The organism is Pseudomonas sp. BW16M2, from assembly GCF_014268865.1.
Taxonomy (GTDB): domain Bacteria; phylum Pseudomonadota; class Gammaproteobacteria; order Pseudomonadales; family Pseudomonadaceae; genus Aquipseudomonas; species Aquipseudomonas peradeniyensis.
Genome location: NZ_JABWRI010000001.1, coordinates 511842 through 533808, shown reverse-complemented (window position 1 = coordinate 533808; position 21967 = coordinate 511842). Strand labels below are relative to the sequence as shown.

Annotated in this window: 21 protein-coding genes; 1 reads left to right on the top strand and 20 read right to left on the bottom strand. The window is 62.1% G+C overall.

Annotated features, from left to right (window positions below):
* Nucleotides 1–23: 23 nt before the first annotated feature.
* Nucleotides 24–1208, bottom strand: a complete 1185-nt coding sequence (gene cfaB / locus HU735_RS02420; protein ID WP_186712255.1) for a C17 cyclopropane fatty acid synthase CfaB — start codon at nt 1206–1208, stop codon at nt 24–26.
* Between the two features lie 216 nt (nt 1209–1424).
* Between cfaB and lpdA the strand changes: the two genes are divergently transcribed.
* The gene (lpdA, locus tag HU735_RS02415) at nt 1425–2825 is read left to right on the top strand and encodes a dihydrolipoyl dehydrogenase (protein ID WP_186712254.1); all 1401 of its coding nucleotides are present in this window, start codon (nt 1425–1427) and stop codon (nt 2823–2825) included.
* A gap of 62 nt (nt 2826–2887) precedes the next feature.
* Here the strand turns inward: lpdA and hcnC are convergent, their stop codons facing one another.
* The 19 genes from hcnC to mnmG all read right to left on the bottom strand — a co-directional run bounded on the left by hcnC (nt 2888) and on the right by mnmG (nt 21838).
* Nucleotides 2888–4138: a cyanide-forming glycine dehydrogenase subunit HcnC gene (gene hcnC / locus HU735_RS02410; RefSeq protein ID WP_096049068.1), complete on the bottom strand. Its 1251-nt coding sequence runs from the start codon at nt 4136–4138 to the stop codon at nt 2888–2890.
* Between the two features lie 2 nt (nt 4139–4140).
* Complete coding sequence (gene hcnB / locus HU735_RS02405) at nt 4141–5535, bottom strand: cyanide-forming glycine dehydrogenase subunit HcnB (RefSeq protein WP_186712253.1); 1395 nt, start codon at nt 5533–5535, stop codon at nt 4141–4143.
* Nucleotides 5532–5846 carry a cyanide-forming glycine dehydrogenase subunit HcnA gene (gene hcnA / locus HU735_RS02400; RefSeq protein ID WP_050707591.1) on the bottom strand — a complete coding sequence of 105 codons (315 nt, stop codon included), beginning with the start codon at nt 5844–5846 and terminating at the stop codon, nt 5532–5534. Before hcnA ends, hcnB begins: the two co-directional genes overlap by 4 nt.
* A gap of 220 nt (nt 5847–6066) precedes the next feature.
* Nucleotides 6067–7902: a glutamine--fructose-6-phosphate transaminase (isomerizing) gene (glmS, locus tag HU735_RS02395; RefSeq protein ID WP_186712252.1), complete on the bottom strand. Its 1836-nt coding sequence runs from the start codon at nt 7900–7902 to the stop codon at nt 6067–6069.
* 12 nt (nt 7903–7914) lie between these two features.
* On the bottom strand, nt 7915–8682 hold the full coding sequence (locus HU735_RS02390) for a DeoR family transcriptional regulator (protein WP_028690016.1): 768 nt from the start codon (nt 8680–8682) through the stop codon (nt 7915–7917).
* 170 nt (nt 8683–8852) lie between these two features.
* Nucleotides 8853–10220, bottom strand: coding sequence for a bifunctional UDP-N-acetylglucosamine diphosphorylase/glucosamine-1-phosphate N-acetyltransferase GlmU (glmU, locus tag HU735_RS02385; protein WP_186712251.1), 1368 nt, complete (start codon nt 10218–10220; stop codon nt 8853–8855).
* A gap of 121 nt (nt 10221–10341) precedes the next feature.
* Entirely contained in the window at nt 10342–10761 is a 420-nt protein-coding gene (locus HU735_RS02380) for a F0F1 ATP synthase subunit epsilon (protein WP_028690018.1), read from the bottom strand.
* A gap of 44 nt (nt 10762–10805) precedes the next feature.
* Nucleotides 10806–12182 carry a F0F1 ATP synthase subunit beta gene (atpD, locus tag HU735_RS02375; RefSeq protein ID WP_028690019.1) on the bottom strand — a complete coding sequence of 459 codons (1377 nt, stop codon included), beginning with the start codon at nt 12180–12182 and terminating at the stop codon, nt 10806–10808.
* 27 nt (nt 12183–12209) lie between these two features.
* Nucleotides 12210–13070, bottom strand: coding sequence for a F0F1 ATP synthase subunit gamma (atpG, locus tag HU735_RS02370; RefSeq protein WP_028690020.1), 861 nt, complete (start codon nt 13068–13070; stop codon nt 12210–12212).
* Between the two features lie 48 nt (nt 13071–13118).
* The gene (gene atpA, locus HU735_RS02365; RefSeq protein WP_050707597.1) at nt 13119–14663 is read right to left on the bottom strand and encodes a F0F1 ATP synthase subunit alpha; all 1545 of its coding nucleotides are present in this window, start codon (nt 14661–14663) and stop codon (nt 13119–13121) included.
* A gap of 21 nt (nt 14664–14684) precedes the next feature.
* Nucleotides 14685–15221 (bottom strand): F0F1 ATP synthase subunit delta, encoded by a 537-nt coding sequence (locus tag HU735_RS02360; protein ID WP_023628561.1) that lies wholly within the window; start codon nt 15219–15221, stop codon nt 14685–14687.
* 12 nt (nt 15222–15233) lie between these two features.
* Nucleotides 15234–15704 (bottom strand): F0F1 ATP synthase subunit B, encoded by a 471-nt coding sequence (locus HU735_RS02355; RefSeq protein WP_023383136.1) that lies wholly within the window; start codon nt 15702–15704, stop codon nt 15234–15236.
* 57 nt (nt 15705–15761) lie between these two features.
* Complete coding sequence (atpE, locus tag HU735_RS02350; RefSeq protein WP_003097235.1) at nt 15762–16019, bottom strand: F0F1 ATP synthase subunit C; 258 nt, start codon at nt 16017–16019, stop codon at nt 15762–15764.
* A 144-nt stretch (nt 16020–16163) separates the two neighbouring features.
* A complete protein-coding gene (gene atpB / locus HU735_RS02345) occupies nt 16164–17033 on the bottom strand; it encodes a F0F1 ATP synthase subunit A (RefSeq protein ID WP_046857652.1) in 870 nt (289 codons plus the stop codon).
* 16 nt (nt 17034–17049) lie between these two features.
* Complete coding sequence (locus tag HU735_RS02340; RefSeq protein ID WP_010955890.1) at nt 17050–17457, bottom strand: F0F1 ATP synthase subunit I; 408 nt, start codon at nt 17455–17457, stop codon at nt 17050–17052.
* A gap of 149 nt (nt 17458–17606) precedes the next feature.
* Nucleotides 17607–18479, bottom strand: coding sequence for a ParB/RepB/Spo0J family partition protein (locus HU735_RS02335; protein WP_186712250.1), 873 nt, complete (start codon nt 18477–18479; stop codon nt 17607–17609).
* 9 nt (nt 18480–18488) lie between these two features.
* Entirely contained in the window at nt 18489–19280 is a 792-nt protein-coding gene (locus tag HU735_RS02330) for a ParA family protein (RefSeq protein WP_028690024.1), read from the bottom strand.
* A gap of 18 nt (nt 19281–19298) precedes the next feature.
* Nucleotides 19299–19949, bottom strand: coding sequence for a 16S rRNA (guanine(527)-N(7))-methyltransferase RsmG (gene rsmG, locus HU735_RS02325; RefSeq protein ID WP_062360051.1), 651 nt, complete (start codon nt 19947–19949; stop codon nt 19299–19301).
* Entirely contained in the window at nt 19946–21838 is a 1893-nt protein-coding gene (gene mnmG, locus HU735_RS02320; RefSeq protein ID WP_186712249.1) for a tRNA uridine-5-carboxymethylaminomethyl(34) synthesis enzyme MnmG, read from the bottom strand. The genes rsmG and mnmG overlap by 4 nt, the downstream gene beginning before the upstream one ends.
* Nucleotides 21839–21967 lie beyond the last annotated feature (129 nt).

The window sequence follows — 21967 nt, the reverse complement described above, 5'->3', positions numbered from 1 at the left end:
TGTCGGCACGCCGGGCTACCCGATCAGCGATAGAGGTCCTCACGCGTCCATGGCAGGTCGTGGTGGCCGTCGGCGTAGGGCTTCACCGCAAGGATCTGGTGCAGGTTGATCCAGCCCTTGGTGAAGGCGTAGGCGCAACCGGCCAGGTACAGGCGCCAGATGCGCAGGGTCTTCTCCGGCACCAGCGCGGCAGCGCGGTGCAGCTGGTTCTCCAGGTTCTCGCTCCAGTGGTTGAGGGTCTTGGCGTAGTGCAGGCGCAGGCTCTCGATATCGACCACCTCCAGGCCCGCCTCGCAGATCCGCGCCGTGATCATCGAGATATGCGGCAACTCGCCGTGGGGGAACACATAGCGGTCGATGAAATCACCCGCGCCGCGACCGACCGGGCGACCATCGACGTGCTTGGCGGTGATGCCATGGTTCATCACCAGGCCACCTTCCCGCACCGCGCCGAACAGCCGCTGGCAATACAGCTCGAGGTTGGCATGCCCGACGTGTTCGAACATGCCGACGCTGACCGCCTTGTCGAAGCGGCCATCCTGGGGCAGGTCGCGGTAGTCGAGGATCTGCAGGTCGACCTTGTCGGCCAGGCCCTCCTCCTTGACCCGTTGGCGACCGAGCTTCAACTGCTCCTTGCTCAGGGTGATGCCGAATACCTTGGCGCCATACTCGCGGGCGGCGAACCGCGCCAGCCCGCCCCAGCCGCAACCGACATCCAGCAGATAATCACCGGCCTGCAGGCGCAGCTTGCGGCACAGGTGATCGAACTTGTCCTGCTGGGCCTGGGCCAGGGTGTTGTCCGGCTCCTTGAAGTAGGCGCAGGAATAGACCATGTCCGGGTCGAGCCACAGTTGGTAGAAATCGTTGGACAGGTCGTAGTGGTAGGAAATGGCTTCGGCGTCGGTGCGCTTGTCATGCGAGGTGCGCTCCGGCAAGAACTCGTCTTCATCCTTGAGCAAGGCTTCGCTGAGCTCGTCGCAGACCCGAATCACTTCGCCGATATCGCCTTCCAGCTCCAGCTTGCCCTCGACGAAGGCGGAGCCAAGCTCTTCCAGGTTCGGGTGGGTGAGCTGGGCGATCAGCTGGGGTTCCTTGACCAGGATGGTGACCTGCGGGCTCGGCCCCAGATCGAACTGGTTGCCGTCCCACAGCTTGACGCGCAAAGGTAAGTGCAGGCTCTGCAATGCGGGTGGAAGTTGCGCAAGCATTCATGACCCTCCCTTTCATTGATACGGGACGTCAGGCCTCAAGGTGTCGGACGTCACCGGATCAGGGTAGTTCATTCGTGCGAAGTTTCCGTTAATCGCGACCATAGTCTAGAACTATCTGGTCCGGGCCGCACAACAGATTGTATACAATTTCAATCGCTCAGACTAACCTTGTGCCCCTCTTCGCTTCCTCACACTCTCGGAGTAACGAAACCCATGAAATCCTATGACGTGGTGATCATCGGCGGCGGCCCCGGCGGCTACAACGCAGCGATCCGTGCCGGCCAGCTGGGCCTGAGCGTGGCCTGTGTCGAGGGTCGCTCGACCCTGGGCGGCACCTGCCTGAACGTCGGCTGCATGCCTTCCAAGGCACTGCTGCATGCGTCCGAGCTGTACGAGGCGGCCAGCGGCGAGGAGTTCGCCCACCTGGGGATCGAGGTCAAGCCGACCCTCAACCTGGGCCAGATGATGAAGCAGAAAGACGAAAGCGTGACCGGTCTGACCAAGGGCATCGAGTACCTGTTCCGTAAGAACAAGGTCGACTGGGTCAAGGGTTGGGGCCGCCTGGACGGCGCCGGCAAAGTGCTGGTCAAGGCCGAGGACGGCAGCGAAACCACCCTGCAGGCAAAGGACATCGTCATCGCCACCGGTTCCGAACCCACGCCGCTGCCCGGCGTGACCATCGACAACCAGCGCATCATCGATTCCACCGGCGCCCTGGCGTTGCCCCAGGTGCCCAAGCACCTGATCGTGATCGGCGCCGGCGTGATCGGCCTGGAGCTGGGTTCGGTATGGCGCCGCCTGGGTGCCGAAGTGACGGTGATCGAGTACCTGGACCGCATCTGCCCAGGCACCGATGAGGAAACCGCCAAGACCCTGCAGAAGGCCCTGGCCAAGCAAGGCATGACCTTCAAGCTTGGCAGCAAGGTGACCCAGGCCACATCCAGCGCCGACGGCGTCAGCCTGACCCTGGAGCCCGCCGCCGGTGGCAACGCCGAAACCCTGCAGGCCGACTACGTGCTGGTGGCCATCGGTCGCCGTCCCTATACCAAGGGCCTGAACCTGGAAAGCGTGGGGCTGGAAACCGACAAGCGCGGCATGCTCGCCAACGACCATCACCGTAGCGCGGTCCCAGGCATCTGGGTGATCGGCGACGTCACTTCCGGACCGATGCTGGCGCACAAGGCCGAGGACGAAGCGGTGGCGTGCATCGAGCGCATCGCCGGCAAGCCCCACGAGGTCAACTACAACCTGATCCCCGGCGTCATCTATACCCGCCCGGAACTGGCCAGTGTCGGCAAGACCGAAGAGCAGCTTAAGGCCGAAGGCCGTGCCTACAAGGTCGGCAAATTCCCCTTCACCGCCAACAGCCGGGCCAAGATCAACCATGAGACCGAAGGCTTCGCCAAGGTCATCGCCGACGCCGTCACCGACGAGGTTCTGGGCGTGCACCTGGTGGGCCCGAGCGTGAGCGAGATGATCGGCGAGTTCTGCGTGGCCATGGAATTCTCGGCCTCGGCCGAGGACATCGCCCTCACCTGCCACCCGCACCCGACCCGCTCCGAGGCCCTGCGCCAGGCGGCGATGAATGTGGATGGGAAAGCGATGCAGATCTGAGTGAGCACCTTGTAGCAAAACGGTGTGGGAGCGGGCTTGGCCCGCTCCCACAAGTGCCAGGCCTAGCCGTGGGCCAGTTGTTTATCCACACCCTCACGGAACCGCGACGCCAGGAATGGCGTGATATCCAGCGGCAACGCCTCGTTGTGGACAACCTTGTCCAGCAACACACCGGTAATCGCTGACGTGAGGATCCCGGTACGGAAATGTCCACAGGCATTGAAATAACCCTGCACATTATCCACAGGCCCGAGAATCGGCAGCTCGTCCGGTGACCCCGGGCGCAGGCCGGCCCAGGTGCGCTTGAGGTTCACCTGCGCCAGCTGCGGCACGCAGCGGATCGCGCCCTGCACCAAGCCGCTGATTTCCGGGAAGGTGTTGCTGACATCAAAGCCCTTCTCTTCGGTGGTGCTGCCGATCAGGATCTCGCCATTGTCCTTCTGCGCCATGTAGCAATCGCTGGTGGTGATGCAGCCATCGAGCAGCTTGGGCAGGCGCTCGGTCAGCACGATCTGACCCTTCACCGGCTTGACCGGAATGCTCTCCCCGGTCGCCCACTCGCTCAGCTCCGCGGCCCAGGCGCCAGCGGCATTGATCAAGGTGGCGCAGTGGAACTCACCGGCCTCGGCGGTGCGCACGCCCTTGATCCGCGAGCCTTCATGCAGCACGCCGGTGATGTTCACGTTCGGGTACAGGTCGACGCCGTTCTGCCGCGCCGCCTCCATGTAGGCATCGCCCAGGCGGAACGGGCTGACCTGATGGTCGCAGAGAAACTCCAGCGCGCCATTGGCCTTGAGCGTCACCGCCGGCTCCGAGGCCCGCAGCGCGTCGCGGTCGAGCCAGCGTACCTGGTCGGCCAGGTGCGGGATCTGCTTGACGATGTGCTCGGCGTACAGCTGGTCTTCCTCATCCTGGATGATGTACTTGAGCCCGGTGCGTTCGAACTTGAAGTCCATGCCGTGGCGCTCGATCAGCTCCTGGTGCAGCTGTGGATAAAGCGCGTTGGACTGCAGGGCGAAGTCGAAGAAGCACTCCGGCAGGATGTGCGGCGTGCTCGAGTCGACCACCACCGCCGCGCCGTTGGCCTCACGCTTGTTGCGCGAGGACATCATGCGAAAGAAGATCACCCCGCAGCCCAGTCCCACCGACTCGCCGATGGCCCACAAGCCGCCGGCCGAGGCGCGGGTGGCGTTGCCCGGGCGCTTGCAGTCGATCAGGGCAATCTTCAGGTTATGCCGCTTGGACAGCTGGTAGGCACAGGACGCGCCGATCACGCCGCCACCGGCAATGATGATGTCGTAATGCTTGTTCATGCTCAGGCCTCCGTGCCGAGTTGTTCGAATGCGGAAAACGGAATCGGGTCCACCGGGAAGCGCGGACGCAGCCAGCCCACGTCCGGGCGTCCGGTGGCGCTGCGCAGGCGGTCGCTGCAGTAGCCGACGCACATGCGCCCCTGGCAGTCGCCCATGCTTACCCGGGTACGCATCTTCAGGCTGGCCATGTCCTCCACGCCCTGCTCCAGGGCCAGGTCGATCTGGTCGCGGGTGACGTTTTCGCAACGGCAGATCACCGTGTCGGCCTGGGGCAGCTGGATCTGTGCCGCGCCGCGTGCGGTGTAGCGTTCCACCCCGGAGCGGAAGCGCTTGATCGCCGCCAGCTTGCCGAGGAAACGCTCACGGCGCTCGATCGCCTGCTCGGCATCGAGCTTGCCCATCTGCTGCAGCATCGACACCGCGGCGATACGCCCGGTGAGCATCGCCGCCTCGCCACCGCGAATACCGGCCATGTCGCCGGCCAGGTGAATGTTCGGCTGACTGCTCTGCTGCCACACGTTGCACTCGGCGCGCAGGTAGCCGTCCTCGCTGAAGCCATGGGCCAGGCCCAGTTGCTGGCTGAGCTGGGTCCGTGGAATGAAGCCGTAGCCCACCGCCAGGGTGCGCACCTGCTCGCGCTGGATACGGGTCATGTCCGGCTGCCAGTCCTGGGTGTAGGGGGCGACCTGGACCTCCTGCAACTCGCCGTCACCCGTGGCGCCCACCACGCCCCAGCCGTAATGCATGGGGATGCCGTTGAGCTTCATGTAGGCCAGCATGCTCAAGCCATCGAGGAACAGCTGCGGCTTGTTCATCAACGCCAGGCTTTCCTTGGCGATACGGTTGAACGAACAGGCTTCATACACGCCGGCCACCTTGGCGCCGGCGGCGTGCAGCTGGCAGGCGACCAGCGGCAGCAACGGCCCGGTACCGGCAATCAGCGTGCTGCCCAGTGGCTTGACCACACCGCTCTTGATCTGCAGCTGCAAGCCGCCGAGCAGGATCACACCGGGCAAGGTCCAGCCGGGGAACGGCACGTTGCGCTCGTGGCATCCGGCGGCCAGCAGCAGGTGCGAGTAGTCGATCTCGTGCAGCTGTTCATCAGCATCGAGGACCATCAGCCGTTGATCGTCCCCACCCACCACGCGATGGTTCAGGCGCAGGTCGATGCGCTCGGCGCAGGCGGCGAAATCTTCATGCAGCTTGGTCAGGGCCTTGGTGTAGCGCGGCCCCAGGTAGCCCAGGTCGACACCCGCGCGCAGCGGGCCACGATAGACCACGCCACCGGGGCGCGAGGCCTCGTCGAACAGCAGGCAATCCACGCCATGTTCGGCCAGCTCGATGGCGGCGCCCATGCCGGCCGAACCGCCACCGACGATCACGGGACGAAGGCTCATGGGTGGGCCTCCTCTTGCACGCGATTGACCTCGGTCTCGATGCTCATGCCCGGTTTGACGATGGTCTGGCAGGCGCGACGCTTGGGACGCCCATCGATCTGCACCAGGCAGCAATGGCAGACGCCCATGCCGCAGTAGGCACCGCTGAGCTGGCCATGGTCGTTACGCGCCAGCTGGCGCAGGCCAACGGCGTTGAGCACGCTGAGTACGGTTTCGCCGGCACTGGCGACCGCAGGCAGGCCATTGACCAGCAGGGTCATTTCAGCGCCTTCCAGTGGCTGGATATCGTGCTTTCGTTGCAGCGTCTGCATTTACTGTCGTCCTTGATGACTGATGGGTCGGGCGACGTTAGGGCAAACAACGAGGGAAAACATTGATCCATGCCAGAGGCACGTTTAAGAAATGTCCTACAGCGACGGACGTACAATCGCGTAGGACGAGAACGCTACAAATCCATTGTCGAACACTCAGAAATAGAACGCCCCTGGCGGACCAGGGGCGTTCGGTAGCCTTGCTTCGACAGCAGCGGTGTTACTCCACCGTCACCGACTTGGCCAGGTTACGCGGCTGGTCGACGTCGGTGCCCTTGAGCACGGCAACGTAGTACGACAGCAGTTGCAGCGGAATGGTGTAGAGGATCGGCGCCAGCGCATCGTTGATGTGCGGCACGTTGATCACATGGGTGCCTTCGCCGTTGCTCATGCCGGCGTGCTCGTCGGCGAACACCACCAGCTCGCCGCCACGGGCGCGGACTTCCTGCAGGTTCGACTTGAGCTTCTCCAGCAGTTCGTTGTTCGGCGCCACGGTCACCACCGGCATGTCGTTGTCCACCAGCGCCAGTGGGCCATGCTTGAGCTCGCCGGCCGGGTAGGCTTCGGCGTGGATGTAGGAGATCTCCTTGAGCTTGAGCGCGCCTTCCATTGCCACCGGGTACTGGGCACCGCGGCCGAGGAACAGGGTGTGGTGCTTGTCGGCGAACAGCTCGGCGATCTTCTCGACCACGCCATCCATCGCCAGCGCCTCGCTCAGGCGGGCCGGCAGGCGGCGCAGCTCGTCCACCAGCTCGGCTTCGACACCGGCCTCGAGGGTGCCGCGCACCTGGCCGAGGGCCAGGGTCAGCAGCATCAGCGACACCAGCTGGGTGGTGAAGGCCTTGGTCGAGGCGACGCCGATCTCCGGCCCGGCCAGGGTCAGCAGGGTCAGGTCGGATTCGCGCACCAGCGAGCTGATGCCCTTGTTGCAGATCGCCAGGCTGCCGAGGAAGCCCAGCTCCTTGGCATTGCGCAGGGCCGCCAGGGTGTCGGCGGTTTCGCCGGACTGCGAGATGGAGACGAACAGGGTGTCCGGCTGCACCACCACCTTGCGGTAGCGAAACTCGCTGGCCACTTCCACCTGGCAAGGGATGCCGGCCAGGCTTTCCAGCCAGTAGCGGGCGACCATGCCGGCGTGGTAGCTGGTGCCGCAGGCAACGATCTGCACATTACGCACTTTGGCGAACAGCTCGGCGGCCTGTGGGCCGAAGGCCTGGACCATCACGTGGTCCTTGCCCAGGCGCCCTTCCAGGGTACGTTGCACCACGGTGGGCTGCTCGTGGATTTCCTTGAGCATGAAGTGACGGTAGTTGCCCTTCTCGGCGGCTTCGGCGCCCTCGTGGTACTGCACCGTCTCGCGCTGGACCGGATGACCGGCCTGATCCCAGATCTGCACCTGGTCACGACGGATCTCGGCGATATCGCCTTCTTCCAGGTACATAAAGCGGTCGGTGACCTGGCGCAAGGCCAATTGGTCGGAGGCCAGGAAGTTCTCGCCGAGGCCAAGGCCGATCACCAGCGGGCTGCCGCTGCGGGCGGCGACCAGGCGATCCGGCTGGCTGGCGCTGATCACCGCCAGGCCATAGGCGCCGTGCAGGCGCTTGACCGCGGCCTTGAGCGCGTCGGTCAGGTCGGGAATGTCCTTGAGCAGATGGTGGATCAGGTGGACGATGACTTCGGTGTCTGTCTGCGAGACAAAGACATAGCCCAGGCCCTTGAGCTCTTCACGCAGTTCTTCATGGTTCTCGATGATGCCGTTGTGCACCACTGCCACATCGTGCCCGGAGAAATGCGGGTGGGCATTGTGCTCGGTCGGCGCGCCATGGGTCGCCCAACGGGTATGGGCGATGCCCAACTGGCCGGCCAGCGGATCGGCGCTCACGGCGCCTTCCAGCTCGCTGACCTTGCCAATGCGGCGGCGACGCTCGAGCGCGCCTTGCTGGTTCAGGACGGCCAGGCCGGCGCTGTCATAACCACGGTATTCCAGGCGCTTGAGGCCTTCGATGAGGATGGCCGTAATATTGCGCTCGGCAACGGCACCAACGATTCCACACATAAGATGTTGCTCCTAGCTGATAGCGGCGCAGATAAGGGTGATGCCGCGGGCTTGAATCCGGTCGCGTGCCTCGGCGGGCAGGCGATCATCAGTAATCAGGGTGTTGACGCTGCCCCAGGGCAGCTCGAGGTTGGGGATCTTGCGACCGACCTTGTCCGACTCGACCATGACGATCACCTCGCGCGCCACCTCGGCCATGACCCGGCTCAAGCCCAGCAGCTCGTTGAAGGTGGTGGTGCCACGCTCCAGGTCGATGCCGTCGGCACCGATGAACAGCTGGTCGAAGTCGTATGAGCGTAGTACCTGCTCGGCCACCTGGCCCTGGAAGGACTCAGAGTGCGGGTCCCAGGTGCCACCGGTCATAAGTAGCACAGGCTCATGCTCCTGCTCGCTGATGGCACGGGCGACGTTGAGCGAGTTGGTCATCACCACCAGGCCTGGCTGGCGCCCGAGCTGTGGAATCATCGCCGCCGTGGTGCTGCCGCTGTCGATGATGATCCGCGCATGCTCGCGGATGCGTCCGACCGCCGCCCGGGCAATGGCCTGCTTGTACAGGGATACTGGCTGGACTGTGTCGCCCAGCAGTTCCTGAGGCATGGTCACCGCGCCGCCGTAGCGACGCAGCAGCAGGCCGTTGGCCTCCAGGGCAGCGAGATCCTTGCGGATAGTCACTTCGGAAGTTTCGAAACGCTTGGCCAGGGCATCGACGCTCACCTCGCCCTGCTCGTTGAGCAAGGCCAGGATGTTGTGGCGGCGCTGGGGGGTGTTTCGTTTCGACATGTCGGTTTAAGTTTCGATTCGAAAGATAAGTGGTGCAATCAAAACCTAAGATGAACGATTCGTCAAGTTTCTCTCTGCACTGGCTCCTACAGAGGACCTCTATACGACACCCAATAAAAAGCCGGCTTATTCACATAAGCCGGCTTTCGATCGAAAGCGCTGTGGATAACTCAGCTCTTCTTGATCTTCTCCGGCCGCTTCCAGCCTTCGATGTTGCGCTGGCGCGCACGGGCCACGCCCAACTGGCCGGCTTCCACCGCCTGGGTGATGGTCGAACCCGCCGCGGTAGTGGCCCCCGCCTGGATTTCCACAGGTGCCACCAGCGAGTTGTTGGAACCGATGAACACGTCCTCGCCCATCACGGTGCGGAACTTGTTGGCGCCGTCGTAGTTGCAGGTGATGGTGCCGGCACCGATGTTGGTGCGGGCGCCGACCTCGGCATCGCCCAGGTAGGTCAGGTGACCGGCCTTGGCGCCCTCGCCCAGGTGCGCGTTCTTCAGTTCGACGAAGTTACCCACATGGGCACGGGCTTCCAGCACGCTGCCCGGACGCAGGCGGGCGAACGGGCCGGCATCACTGCCCTCGCCCAGCACCGCGCCTTCAAGATGGCTGTTGGCCTTGACCACCACGCCCTTGCGCAGGGTGCTGTCCTTGATCACGCAGTTGGGGCCGATCTGCACGTCGTCCTCGATCACCACCTTGCCTTCGAGAATGACGTTGATATCGATCAGCACATCGCGGCCGACCGTCACCTCACCACGTACATCGAAGCGCGCCGGATCACGCAGCGTGACGCCTTGGGCCATCAGGCGGCGGCCTTCACGCAGTTGATAGTGACGCTCGAGCTCCGCCAGCTGGCGGCGGTCGTTGGCGCCCTGCACTTCCATCGGGTCGTGGGGCTGCTCGGTGGCGACCACCAGGCCATCGGCCACGGCCATGGCGATCACGTCGGTGAGGTAGTACTCGCCCTGGGCGTTGTTGTTGGACAACCGGCCCATCCAATCGGCAAGGCGCGCGGCAGGCATGGCGAGGATGCCGGTGTTGCCTTCCTTGATCGCCTTCTGCGCTTCGCTGGCGTCCTTGTGCTCGACGATCGCGGTCACGTTGCCCGCCGTGTCACGCACGATGCGCCCGTAACCGGTCGGGTCCTGCAAGGTCACGGTGAGCAGACCGAGCTGCTGCTCGCTGACCTTGGCCAGCAGGCGCTGCAGGGTTTCCACCTCGATCAGCGGCACATCGCCGTAGAGCACCAGCACGGTATCGGCGGTGATGGCCGGCAACGCCTGGGCCACGGCATGGCCGGTGCCCAGTTGCTTGTCCTGCATGACGAAGTTCAGATCGTCGGCGGCCAGGCGCTCACGGACCAGCTCGGCGCCATGGCCGATAACCACGTGAATACCTTTGGGCTGCAACTGGCGTGCGCTGTAGATAACGTGGCCGAGCATGGAGTTGCCGGCGACCGGGTGCAGGACCTTCGGCAGCGCGGAGCGCATGCGGGTGCCTTGGCCTGCGGCGAGAATGACGATATCGAGGGACATTGACTGGCTACCAATCCTGGGCGGTCAGGGACGTGACCGAAGGGAATATCAGAAAAAGAAAAAGGGTAGCCGAGGCTACCCTTTAACTCAATCGCAACGGCAGTAAGCGGCCAAGGCCGGATTACTTGCCTTTGCGCAATTGCTGGACAGTACGCAGCTGAGCTGCAGCCTCGGCCAGACGTGCGGCAGCAGCGCCGTAGTCGAAGTCCGAGCCTTTAGTGTTCAGCGCGTTCTCGGCAGCCTTGAGGGCTTCCTGAGCCTGAGCTTCGTCCAGGTCGGCAGCGCGCTGCACGGTGTCGGCAAGAACCTTGACCATGTTCGGCTGCACTTCGAGGAAGCCACCGGAGATGTAGTACACCTCTTGAGTGCCACCCTGCTTGGTCAGCGTGATCGGACCAGGCTTGAGATTGGTGATCAGCGGCGCGTGGCCTGGAGCGATACCCAGATCGCCCAGGTTGCCGTGCGCTACTACCATCTCGACCAGGCCGGAGAAGATCTCTCCTTCCGCGCTGACGATGTCGCAATGGACTGTCATAGCCATCTGCTTGCCTCAACCTGATTAGCGCCCCTTGCGGGGCGCCGGGATTACAGTTTCTTGGCTTTCTCGATCGCTTCGTCGATGCTGCCGACCATGTAGAACGCTTGTTCTGGCAGGTGGTCGTAGTCACCTTTGAGGATACCGCTGAAGCCAGCGATGGTGTCCTTGAGCGAAACGTACTTGCCTGGCGAGCCGGTGAAGACTTCGGCCACGAAGAACGGCTGCGACAGGAAGCGCTGGATCTTACGAGCGCGGGCAACCAGTTGCTTGTCGGCTTCGGACAGTTCGTCCATACCCAGGATCGCGATGATGTCCTTCAGCTCTTTGTAGCGCTGCAGAACATACTGAACGCCACGAGCGGTCTCGTAGTGCTCGGTGCCGATCACGTTCGGGTCCAGCTGGCGCGAAGTCGAGTCCAGTGGGTCGACCGCTGGGTAGATACCCAGGGAAGCGATGTCACGGGACAGAACGACAGTGGCGTCCAAGTGGGCGAAGGTGGTCGCTGGCGACGGGTCGGTCAGGTCGTCCGCAGGTACGTATACGGCCTGGACGGAGGTGATCGAACCTTCTTTGGTCGAAGTGATACGCTCTTGCAGAACGCCCATCTCTTCGGCCAGGGTCGGCTGGTAACCTACTGCCGAAGGCATACGGCCCAGCAGTGCGGATACTTCGGTACCGGCCAGGGTGTAACGATAGATGTTGTCGACGAACAGCAGAACGTCGTTACCTTCGTCACGGAACTTCTCAGCCATGGTCAGGCCGGTCAGCGCTACGCGCAGACGGTTTCCTGGTGGCTCGTTCATCTGACCGTAGACCAGCGCTACCTTGTCGAGAACGTTGGAGTCCTTCATCTCGTGGTAGAAGTCGTTACCCTCACGAGTACGCTCACCCACACCAGCGAACACGGAGTAACCGCTGTGTTCCATGGCGATGTTACGGATCAGTTCCATCATGTTAACGGTCTTGCCGACGCCGGCACCACCGAACAGACCAACCTTACCACCCTTGGCGAACGGGCAGACCAGGTCGATAACCTTGATACCGGTTTCCAGCAGGTCGTTGCCGCCCGCCTGGTCGGAGAACGAAGGCGCTGGCTGGTGGATACCGCGACGCTCTTCTTCGCCGATTGGACCGGCTTCGTCGATCGGGTTGCCCAGGACGTCCATGATACGGCCCAGGGTTGCCTTGCCGACAGGTACCGAGATGGCAGCCTTGGTGTCGACGACATCCAGACCGCGCTTCAGACCTTCGGTCGAGCCCATCGCAATGGTACGAACCACGCCGTCGCCCAGCTGCTGCTGAACTTCCAGGGTGGTTTCCGCGCCTTGTACTTTCAGCGCGTTGTAAACACTCGGCACGGCATCACGTGGGAATTCCACGTCGATGACGGCGCCGATGATTTGAACGATACGTCCGCTACTCATAGCTGGATCCTCTGAATTTTTGAACCGTTAAACCGCGGCAGCGCCGCCGACGATTTCCGAGATCTCCTGGGTGATCGCAGCCTGACGCGCCTTGTTGTAGATCAACTGAAGCTCTTTGATCAAATCACCGGCGTTGTCTGTGGCGTTCTTCATGGCGATCATCCGGGCCGCTTGTTCAGCAGCGTTGTTCTCGACCACCGCCTGGTAGACCTGCGACTCCACGTAACGCACCATCAAGCCGTCCAGCAGCTCTTTTGCGTCGGGTTCGTACAGGTAGTCCCAGTGGTGCTTGAGTTCCTGATCCGGGGTTGCCACCAACGGTACCAATTGCTCGACCGTCGGTTTTTGGGTCATGGTGTTGATGAACTTGTTCGAAACCACCGAGAGGCGATCGATGCGGCCGTCCAGGTAGGCGTCCAGCATCACCTTGACGGAGCCGATCAGATCATTGATCGATGGCTCTTCGCCCAGGTGGCTGATCGCGGCTACGACGTTGCCGCCAAAGATGCGGAAGAAAGTCGCACCCTTGCTGCCGATCACGCACAGGTCGATTTCAACGCCCTGTTCGCGGTTTTCGTTCATGTCCTTGACCAGGGCCTTGAACAGGTTGGTGTTCAAGCCACCGCACAAACCACGGTCACTGCTCACCACGATATAACCGGCGCGCTTTACAGGGCGCTCGATCATGAACGGGTGGCGGTATTCCGGGTTGGCGTTGGCCAGATGACCGATCACCTGGCGGATACGCTCCGCGTAAGGACGGCTAGCAGCCATGCGCATTTGTGCCTTGCGCATTTTGCTGACCGCCACTTTCTCCATGGCGCTGGTAATTTTTTGCGTGCTTTTGATGCTCGCAATCTTACTGCGAATCTCTTTTGCGCCTGCCATGTATCACCTATCAGGTTAGCAAGCGGGGGCCGGAGCCCCCGCTGCGGCTTACCAGGTCTGGGTGGCCTTGAACTTCTCGATACCGGCTTTCATGCCAGCGTCGATTTCGTCGTTGAAGTCACCCTTCACGTTGATCTTCGCCATCAGTTCGGCGTGATCACGGTTGAAGTAGGCGATCAGAGCTTGCTCGAAGCTACCGACCTTGGCGACTTCTACGTCGGTCAGGAAACCACGCTCAGCGGCGTACAGCGACAGGGCCATGTCGGCGATCGACATTGGCGCGTACTGCTTCTGCTTCATCAGCTCGGTAACGCGCTGACCATGCTCCAGCTGCTTGCGGGTAGCCTCGTCCAGGTCCGAAGCGAACTGGGCGAATGCCGCCAGTTCACGGTACTGGGCCAGGGCGGTACGGATACCACCGGACAGCTTCTTGATGATCTTGGTCTGGGCGGCACCACCAACACGGGATACCGACACACCGGCGTTAACGGCAGGACGGATGCCTGCGTTGAACATGGCCGATTCCAGGAAGATCTGACCGTCGGTGATCGAGATCACGTTGGTCGGAACGAACGCGGAAACGTCGCCAGCCTGGGTTTCGATGATCGGCAGAGCGGTCAGCGAGCCAGTCTTGCCGGTTACGGCACCGTTGGTGAACTTCTCGACGTACTCTTCGGAAACGCGCGATGCACGCTCCAGCAGACGGGAGTGGAGATAGAACACGTCGCCTGGGTACGCTTCACGTCCTGGTGGACGGCGCAGCAGCAGGGAGATCTGACGGTAGGCAACGGCCTGCTTGGACAGATCATCGTAGACGATCAGGGCGTCTTCACCGCGGTCACGGAAGAACTCGCCCATGGTGCAGCCGGCGTACGGGGCCAGGAACTGCAGTGCGGCGGATTCCGAGGCGCTGGCAACGACCACGATGGTGTTGGCCAGGGCGCCAGCTTCTTCCAGCTTGCGAACGATGTTGGCAACGGTGGAACGCTTCTGGCCGACTGCAACATAAACGCAGAAAATACCGGAGTCTTTCTGGTTGATGATGGCGTCGATGGCCATGGCGGTCTTGCCGATCTGACGGTCACCGATGATCAGCTCGCGCTGGCCACGGCCGACAGGGATCATGGCGTCGACGGACTTGTAGCCAGTCTGTACAGGCTGGTCTACCGACTTACGCCAGATCACGCCTGGAGCTACTTTCTCGACCGCGTCGGTCTGGGTGTTGCCCAGAGGACCTTTGCCGTCGATCGGGTTACCCAGTGCGTCGACGACGCGACCCAGCAGTTCCTTACCAACCGGAACTTCCAGGATGCGGCCGGTGCACTTGGCGCTCATGCCTTCGGCGAGGGTGTCATAGGCACCCAGGATCACTGCACCTACGGAGTCTTGCTCCAGGTTCAGGGCCATGCCGAATACGCTGCCAGGGAACTCGATCATTTCGCCGTACATGACGTCGGCCAGACCGTGGATCCGCACGATGCCGTCGGAAACCGAAACGACGGTACCTTCGTTACGGGCTTGGGAGCCAACATCGAGGTTGTCGATGCGGCCCTTGATGATTTCACTAATTTCGGAAGGATTGAGTTGCTGCATTGCTCTGCTGCCCCTTCAAACTCAAGATTTCAAGGCTTCGGCCAGTTTCGCGATCTTGCCGCGAACCGAACCGTCGATTACCAGGTCGCCAGCGCGGATGACGACGCCGCCAATCAGGCTGGCATCCTCCGACGCGTGCAGGCGCACTTCCTGGCCTAACCGTGCACTGAGAACCTTGGCGAGTTTGTCTTGCTGTTCTTGGTTCAACGCAAAAGCACTGGTGACTTCCACGTCCACGGATTTCTCTTGCTCGGCCTTGTACAGGTCGAACAGAGTCGAAATCTCCGGCAGAAGCAGGAGACGTTCGTTTTCCGCGGCAACATGAATGAAATTCTGTGCCTTGGCGTCAAACTTGTCACCGCACACTTCAATGAATGCGGCGGCCTTTTCTGCGCTAGTCAGTTGCGGGGCCTTGAGCAGGCGCTGCATGGTGTCGTCTTGCGACACCGCAGCAGCCAGGCCGAGCATGGCTGACCAATTGGCCAGTTGCTGATGGGCCTGGGCATGCTCGAAGGCAGCCTTAGCGTAAGGTCGGGCCAACGTGGTCAGTTCTGCCATGATCGCCCTCGCTTAAATTTCAGCGGCCAGTTTGTTAACCAGCTCCGCATGCGCGTTTTGATCGATTGTGGCGCCAAGGATCTTTTCAGCACCGCCAACGGCCAGGGCACCCACTTGGGCACGCAGGGCGTCTTTGACGCTGTTCAGTTCCTGTTCGATCTCGGCTTGAGCCTGAGCCTTCACACGGTCAGCTTCGACGCGAGCCTGTTCACGGGCTTCCTCGACAAGCTGAGCAGCGCGTTTCTTGCTTTGCTCAATGATTTCGGCTGCCTGTGCCTTCGCTTCACGCAGTTGCTGACCCGCTTTCTCTTGGGCCAGCTCCAGGTCGCGAGCTGCGCGGTTGGCAGCGTCCAAGCCGTCGGCAATCTTCTTTTGGCGCTCTTGCAGGGCAGTGATGACCGGAGGCCATACGTACTTCATGCAGAAGAGTACAAAAATCAGAAAAGCAACGGATTGGCCAATCAGGGTTGCATTAATGTTCACGCCAACACCTCGCTCGGTCTTTGTCCATCACACCAATCAACTCGTAGGAACGAGTGATTAGCCGGCGATCTGACCAACGAAGGGGTTCGCGAAGGTGAAGAACAGAGCGATACCAACACCGATCATGGTTACGGCGTCGAGCAGACCGGCAACGATGAACATTTTGACCTGCAGCATCGGAACCATTTCTGGCTGGCGAGCAGCGCCTTCCAGGAACTTGCCGCCCAGCAGGCCGAAACCAATGGCGGTACCCAGAGCACCCAGGCCGATCAGCAGAGCAACAGCGATAGCGGTCAGACCAACTACAGTTTCCATCTTTCCTCCCGACTTTTACGTCGTATTGGTTAGGTTTTTAGTTTGAAGCGGTAAAACAAATCGTTTGGTACAGCATGCCCTTGCGGACTTTTTAAGCCCTCCCCCCAAACGGGCGGGGAAGGCTATCAGACACGCCAGGCGGTCTTAATGGTTATCTTCGTGAGCCATCGACAGGTAGACGATGGTCAGCATCATGAAGATGAAAGCTTGCAGGGTGATGATCAGGATGTGGAACACAGCCCACGCCCACTGCAGCACCACACCCAGGCCGCTCAGCCACAGCAGGCCGGAGCCGAACATCACGGCGATCAGGATGAACACCAGCTCGCCGGCGTACATGTTGCCGAACAGACGCAGTGCCAGCGAGATCGGCTTGGCGATCAGGGTGACGAACTCGAGCAGGAAGTTGACCGGGATCAGCAGGATCTGCACGAAGATGTTCTTGCTGCCGAACGGGTGCAGGGTCAGCTCGCCGATGAAGCCGCCCAGGCCCTTGACCTTGATGCTGTAGAAGATGATCAGGGCGAACACGCAGAAGGCCATGGCCAGGGTCGCGTTCGGGTCGGTGGTTGGCACCGCACGGAAGACGAGGTGCGGATCACCGGAGATCCAGGCCGCCGCTTTCGGAATCCAGTCGACCGGAACCAGGTCGATGGCGTTCATCATGAACACCCAGACGAAAATGGTCAGTGCCAGCGGGGCGATCACCGGGCTACGGCCGTGGAAGGAGTCCTTCACGCTGCCGTTGACGAAGTCGACCAGCACTTCAACGAAGTTCTGCAGACCGCCAGGTTGGCCGGAAGTCGCCTTCTTGGCCGCCATGCGGAAGATGAACAGGAAGATCAGACCCAGCGCGACGGACCAGCCCAGGGTGTCCACGTGGAACGCCCAGAAGCCCATTGCCTTGGCTTCTGCAGCCGAATGGGCGAAGCCCCAGCTGCCGTCTGGTAGTTGACCGTAGGTCAGGTTCTGCAAGTGGTGCTGGATATAACCCGAAGCGGTTTCTTCTGCCATGGTTGCCTCAAACGCCCTAAGGTCTCGAAAGTCTTTTATTCATCAGCAGGGGCGCGAACCAGCTGACCAAAAGGGTCAGCACGAAGACGCCGAATACTGCCAACGGCGCCAATGGCTTCACTCCTGCGAAGGTCAGTGCAAACAGCACTGCCGTCAAAATCATCTTGCCTGCCTCGCCCGCGTAGAACGACTTGACGATGGCCTGCGCCGCCCGGGCTCCGCTGAAGCGAAAAGCCTTCCAGGCGAAATACACATTGGGCAGCCAGGCAATCAATCCTCCGCAGAGGCCTGAATATCCACTGACCGACCCTTTCCACTGCCACAACACCAAGGTTGCCAGCAGCAGGACGACAAATTGAGCCAGCAGTACCGGAAAAACCGCCCAGCGATGGAAAGGCAGGCGGTTTGGCGTGCGTATTTCCATCACAACTGCTCCTCGAAAGTCGACCGCCTAGTCAGCAATGACTTGGCATAATTTGTGCCGACAAAATGCGCGCAGAGTATAGGGGTGGATTAACCCCTATTCAACTCTTCGGTAGTGATTTCCGACTGCGCGCTACAACAGGAATTGTTTCAGCGGATGTGAGCAAGCACGCCCTGCAACTCGTCAAGGGAGTTGTAGCGAATAACCAACTGGCCTTTGCCCTTGTTGCCATGGCGAATTTGTACCGCCGAGCCCAGGCGCTCTGCCAGACGCTGTTCGAGACGGGCAATGTCCGGATCAGGTTTGCTCGCCTCGACCGGCTCAGGTTTGCCATTGAGCCACTGGCGCACCAGTGCCTCGGTCTGGCGCACGGTGAGCCCGCGTGCGACAACATGACGCGCCCCTTCTTCCTGGCGATTTTCCTCGAGACCGAGCAAGGCGCGGGCATGGCCCATCTCCAGGTCGCCGTGGGCAAGCATGGTCTTGATCGCCTCGGGCAGCGAGATCAGGCGCAACAGGTTGGCCACGGTCACCCGGGACTTGCCGACGGCGTCGGCCACCTGCTGCTGGGTCAGCTCGAACTCCTGCTGCAGGCGCTGCAGGGCCAGGGCCTCTTCCAGCGGGTTGAGGTCCTCGCGCTGGATGTTCTCGATCAGCGCCATGGCGATGGCGGCTTCGTCGGGCACCTCGCGGACCATGGCCGGAACGGTGTCCAGGCCGGCCTGCTGGGTGGCGCGCCAGCGGCGCTCACCGGCGATGATCTCATAGCGGTTGTCGCCGATCGGGCGCACCACGATCGGTTGCATGACGCCGTGGGTGCGGATCGAGTGCGCCAGTTCCTCCAGCGCCTCGGGATCCATGTCGCGGCGCGGCTGGTACTTGCCGCGCTGGATCAGCTCGACCGGCAGCTGTTGCAGTTCCTTCTGGTCGATCTTCACTGCCTGCGCCTCGAGCGCGCTGACGGAAGGACCACTGAGCAGTGCATCCAACCCACGTCCGAGACCGCGTTTCTTGATGGCCATGCGGATTCCTTAAGTTGTTTGTGCAGTGCGTGATGGACGGCGCTGACGGCGAACCAGTTCCCCGGCCAGCGCCAGATAGGCGAGCGCGCCGCGGGATTGCTTGTCGTAGGCCAGCGCCGGCATGCCGAAGCTCGGCGCCTCGGCCAGGCGAATGTTGCGCGGGATCACCGTGTCGTACAGCTGATCGCCGAAGTGTTCCTTGAGCTGGGCCGAAACATCGTTGTTCAGGCTCAGGCGCGGGTCGTACATGGTCCGCAGCAGGCCTTCGATCTTCAGCTCCGGGTTCAGCCGGGCGGCGATGCGCTTGATGTTATCCACAAGGTCGCTGAGACCTTCCAGCGCGTAGTACTCGCACTGCATGGGGATGATCACGCCATCGGAGGCGACCAGGGCGTTGAGGGTCAGCATCGACAGCGACGGCGGGCAGTCGATGAGGATGTAGTCGTAGTTCTCGCGGATCGGCGCCAGCGCGTTGCGCAGGCGGCTCTCCTTCATCTGCATCTCGAGCAGCACGACTTCCGCGGCGGTGAGGTCGCGGTTGGCCGGCAGCAACTGGAAGTTGCCGTGCTCGGAATAGTGCATGGCCTGGGCCAGGTCGCATTCCCCGATCAGCAGGTCGTACACCGAGTGCTCGAGCTCGTGTTTATCCACACCGCTGCCCATGGTGGCGTTGCCCTGTGGATCGAGGTCGATCAGCAGCACGCGACGCTTGGTCGCGGCCAGCGATGCGGCGAGATTGATGCAGGTGGTGGTCTTGCCCACACCACCCTTCTGGTTCGCGATTGCGAATACCTTAGCCATTGTTGCGTGTGTTCCCAGTCATGCCTTGCGGCGCAGTATCAGCAGATGGCGCTGGCCCTGGCAACCTGGAACGGTCAGGGCCTGCTCGCTTTCCACTGTGAAGTCTGCGGGCAATGCTACCAGTTCGTCGGCAGGATGCAGCCCCTTCATTGCAAGCCATTGCGTGCGGGCGTCACCCAGGTGGCGGGTCCAGTTGGTGAAATTCTCCATGCTGCTGAAGGCCCGGGAAATGATCCCGCAGAACGGCTGCTCGGGCTGGACCTCTTCCACCCGGCTGTGGATAACCGTGAGGTTGTCCAGTTTCAGTTCCATCTTCACCTGGGTCAGGAAGCGGGTCTTCTTGCCGTTGCTGTCCAGCACCGTCACCTGCTTGTGCGGATGCAGGATGGCCAGCGGAATGCCGGGCATGCCGCCGCCGCTGCCGACATCCAGCCAGCGCTGGGTGTCATTGTGGATAAACGGCATGACACTCAGGCTGTCGAGCAGGTGGCGCGAGACCATCTCGTCCGGGTCGCGTACCGCGGTCAGGTTGTAGGCCTTGTTCCATTTGATCAACAGGGCCAGGTAGCCCAGCAGCGACTCGTGCTGCTGCGCGCTCAGCTCGACACCGAGCTGGCGCGCACCTGTGGACAACTCTTCGGCGTGTTGCGGGGTGACCAGGGAACTCAAGCGCTTTGCTCCAATTCGCGGCCTGCGCCGCGTTTTTTCAAGTGAATCAGCAACAGGGAAATCGCCGCCGGGGTAACACCCGGAATACGCGAAGCCTGGCCCAGGGTCTCCGGGCGGGTCTGCCCGAGCTTGCCCTGGATCTCCTTGGACAGGCCGGAAATCGTGGTGTAGTCGATATCCACAGGCAGGCGCGTGTCTTCACTGGCGCGCAGACGGGCGATCTCGTCCTGTTGGCGGTCGATGTAGCCGGCGTACTTGGTCTTGATCTCGACCTGTTCGGCAACCTGTGGATCGATCACTTCACCGCCGGTTGCTTCGATCAAGCCAGCGTAGTCGACTTCCGGACGGGCGAGCAGGTTGAGCAGGCTGTATTCGTGGGCCAGCGGCGTGCCGAACTTATCCACAATGGCCTGGCCCTGCGGCGTGCCCGGGCGAACCCAGGTGCTCTTCAGGCGTTGTTCCTCGCGCTCGATGCCTTCGCGCTTGGCGCAGAACGCGGCCCAGCGCTGGTCATCGACCAGGCCCAGCTCGCGGCCTTTCTCGGTCAGGCGCAGGTCGGCGTTGTCTTCACGCAGGATCAACCGGTACTCGGCGCGCGAGGTGAACATGCGGTACGGCTCCTGGGTCCCCAGGGTGATCAGGTCGTCGACCAGCACGCCGATGTAGGCCTCGTCGCGGCGCGGGCACCAGCTTTCACGGCCCTGGGCGCGCAGCGCGGCGTTGGTCCCGGCCAGCAGGCCCTGGGCGCCGGCCTCTTCGTAACCGGTAGTGCCGTTGATCTGGCCGGCGAAGAACAGGCCGCCGATGACCTTGGTCTCGAGGCTGTACTTCAGGTCGCGCGGATCGAAGTAGTCGTACTCGATGGCATAGCCCGGGCGGACGATGTGGGCGTTTTCCATGCCGCGGATCGAACGGACGATCTCCAGCTGCACGTCGAACGGCAGCGACGTGGAAATACCGTTGGGGTACAGCTCGTGGGTGGTCAGGCCTTCCGGCTCGATGAACACCTGGTGGCTTTCCTTGTCGGCGAAGCGATGGATCTTGTCCTCGATCGACGGGCAGTAGCGCGGGCCGATGCCTTCGATCACGCCGGAGTACATCGGCGAACGGTCGAGGTTCGAGGCGATGATCTCGTGGGTGCGGGCATTGGTGTGGGTGATCCAGCAGCTGACCTGGCGTGGATGCATCTGCGCATCGCCCATGAACGACATCACCGGGATCGGCGTGTCGCCCGGCTGCTCGGTCATCACCGAGAAGTCCACCGAACGGCCATCGATGCGCGGCGGCGTGCCGGTCTTCAGCCGGCCGACACGCAGCGGCAGTTCACGCATGCGCTGGGCCAGGGCGTTGGCGGGCGGATCACCGGCGCGACCACCGGAGTAGTTCTGCAGACCGATGTGGATAAGTCCGCCGAGGAAGGTGCCGCTGGTCAGGACCACGGAGTCGGCGAAGAAGCGCAGACCCATTTGCGTGACCACGCCCTTGACCTGGTCCTGCTCGACGATCAGGTCATCGCACGACTGCTGGAATATCCACAGGTTCGGCTGGTTTTCCAGGATTTCGCGCACCACCGCCTTGTAGATGGCGCGGTCGGCCTGCGCGCGGGTGGCGCGTACGGCCGGCCCCTTGCGGTTGTTCAGGATGCGGAACTGGATGCCGCTCTTGTCGGTGGCCAACGCCATGGCGCCGCCGAGCGCATCGATTTCCTTGACCAGGTGGCTCTTGCCGATGCCGCCGATGGCCGGATTGCAACTCATGTGACCGAGGGTTTCCACGTTGTGGGTCAGCAGCAGGGTTTTCACACCCATGCGTGCGGACGCAAGCGCAGCCTCGGTACCGGCATGGCCGCCGCCGATGACGATCACTTCAAAACGGGAAGGGAAATCCACCACGCACCTCGTGCCTGTTTTTGCGAATAGAGAAGGTAAGCGGACAAGTATAGGGACTTACCGCCCTTCAAAGAAACCTTCTGAGCAAAAAATGAGCAGGCTGTGGATGAGTGGCAGGTAAAAGAAAAC

Coding starts and splice junctions, on each gene's coding strand:
- cfaB (WP_186712255.1), bottom strand. CDS start 1,208: ATGCTTGCGCAACTTCCACCCGCATTGCAGAGCCTGCACTTACCTTTG.
- lpdA (WP_186712254.1), top strand. CDS start 1,425: ATGAAATCCTATGACGTGGTGATCATCGGCGGCGGCCCCGGCGGCTAC.
- hcnC (WP_096049068.1), bottom strand. CDS start 4,138: ATGAACAAGCATTACGACATCATCATTGCCGGTGGCGGCGTGATCGGC.
- hcnB (WP_186712253.1), bottom strand. CDS start 5,535: ATGAGCCTTCGTCCCGTGATCGTCGGTGGCGGTTCGGCCGGCATGGGC.
- hcnA (WP_050707591.1), bottom strand. CDS start 5,846: ATGCAGACGCTGCAACGAAAGCACGATATCCAGCCACTGGAAGGCGCT.
- glmS (WP_186712252.1), bottom strand. CDS start 7,902: ATGTGTGGAATCGTTGGTGCCGTTGCCGAGCGCAATATTACGGCCATC.
- HU735_RS02390 (WP_028690016.1), bottom strand. CDS start 8,682: ATGTCGAAACGAAACACCCCCCAGCGCCGCCACAACATCCTGGCCTTG.
- glmU (WP_186712251.1), bottom strand. CDS start 10,220: ATGTCCCTCGATATCGTCATTCTCGCCGCAGGCCAAGGCACCCGCATG.
- HU735_RS02380 (WP_028690018.1), bottom strand. CDS start 10,761: ATGGCTATGACAGTCCATTGCGACATCGTCAGCGCGGAAGGAGAGATC.
- atpD (WP_028690019.1), bottom strand. CDS start 12,182: ATGAGTAGCGGACGTATCGTTCAAATCATCGGCGCCGTCATCGACGTG.
- atpG (WP_028690020.1), bottom strand. CDS start 13,070: ATGGCAGGCGCAAAAGAGATTCGCAGTAAGATTGCGAGCATCAAAAGC.
- atpA (WP_050707597.1), bottom strand. CDS start 14,663: ATGCAGCAACTCAATCCTTCCGAAATTAGTGAAATCATCAAGGGCCGC.
- HU735_RS02360 (WP_023628561.1), bottom strand. CDS start 15,221: ATGGCAGAACTGACCACGTTGGCCCGACCTTACGCTAAGGCTGCCTTC.
- atpE (WP_003097235.1), bottom strand. CDS start 16,019: ATGGAAACTGTAGTTGGTCTGACCGCTATCGCTGTTGCTCTGCTGATC.
- atpB (WP_046857652.1), bottom strand. CDS start 17,033: ATGGCAGAAGAAACCGCTTCGGGTTATATCCAGCACCACTTGCAGAAC.
- HU735_RS02340 (WP_010955890.1), bottom strand. CDS start 17,457: ATGGAAATACGCACGCCAAACCGCCTGCCTTTCCATCGCTGGGCGGTT.
- HU735_RS02335 (WP_186712250.1), bottom strand. CDS start 18,479: ATGGCCATCAAGAAACGCGGTCTCGGACGTGGGTTGGATGCACTGCTC.
- HU735_RS02330 (WP_028690024.1), bottom strand. CDS start 19,280: ATGGCTAAGGTATTCGCAATCGCGAACCAGAAGGGTGGTGTGGGCAAG.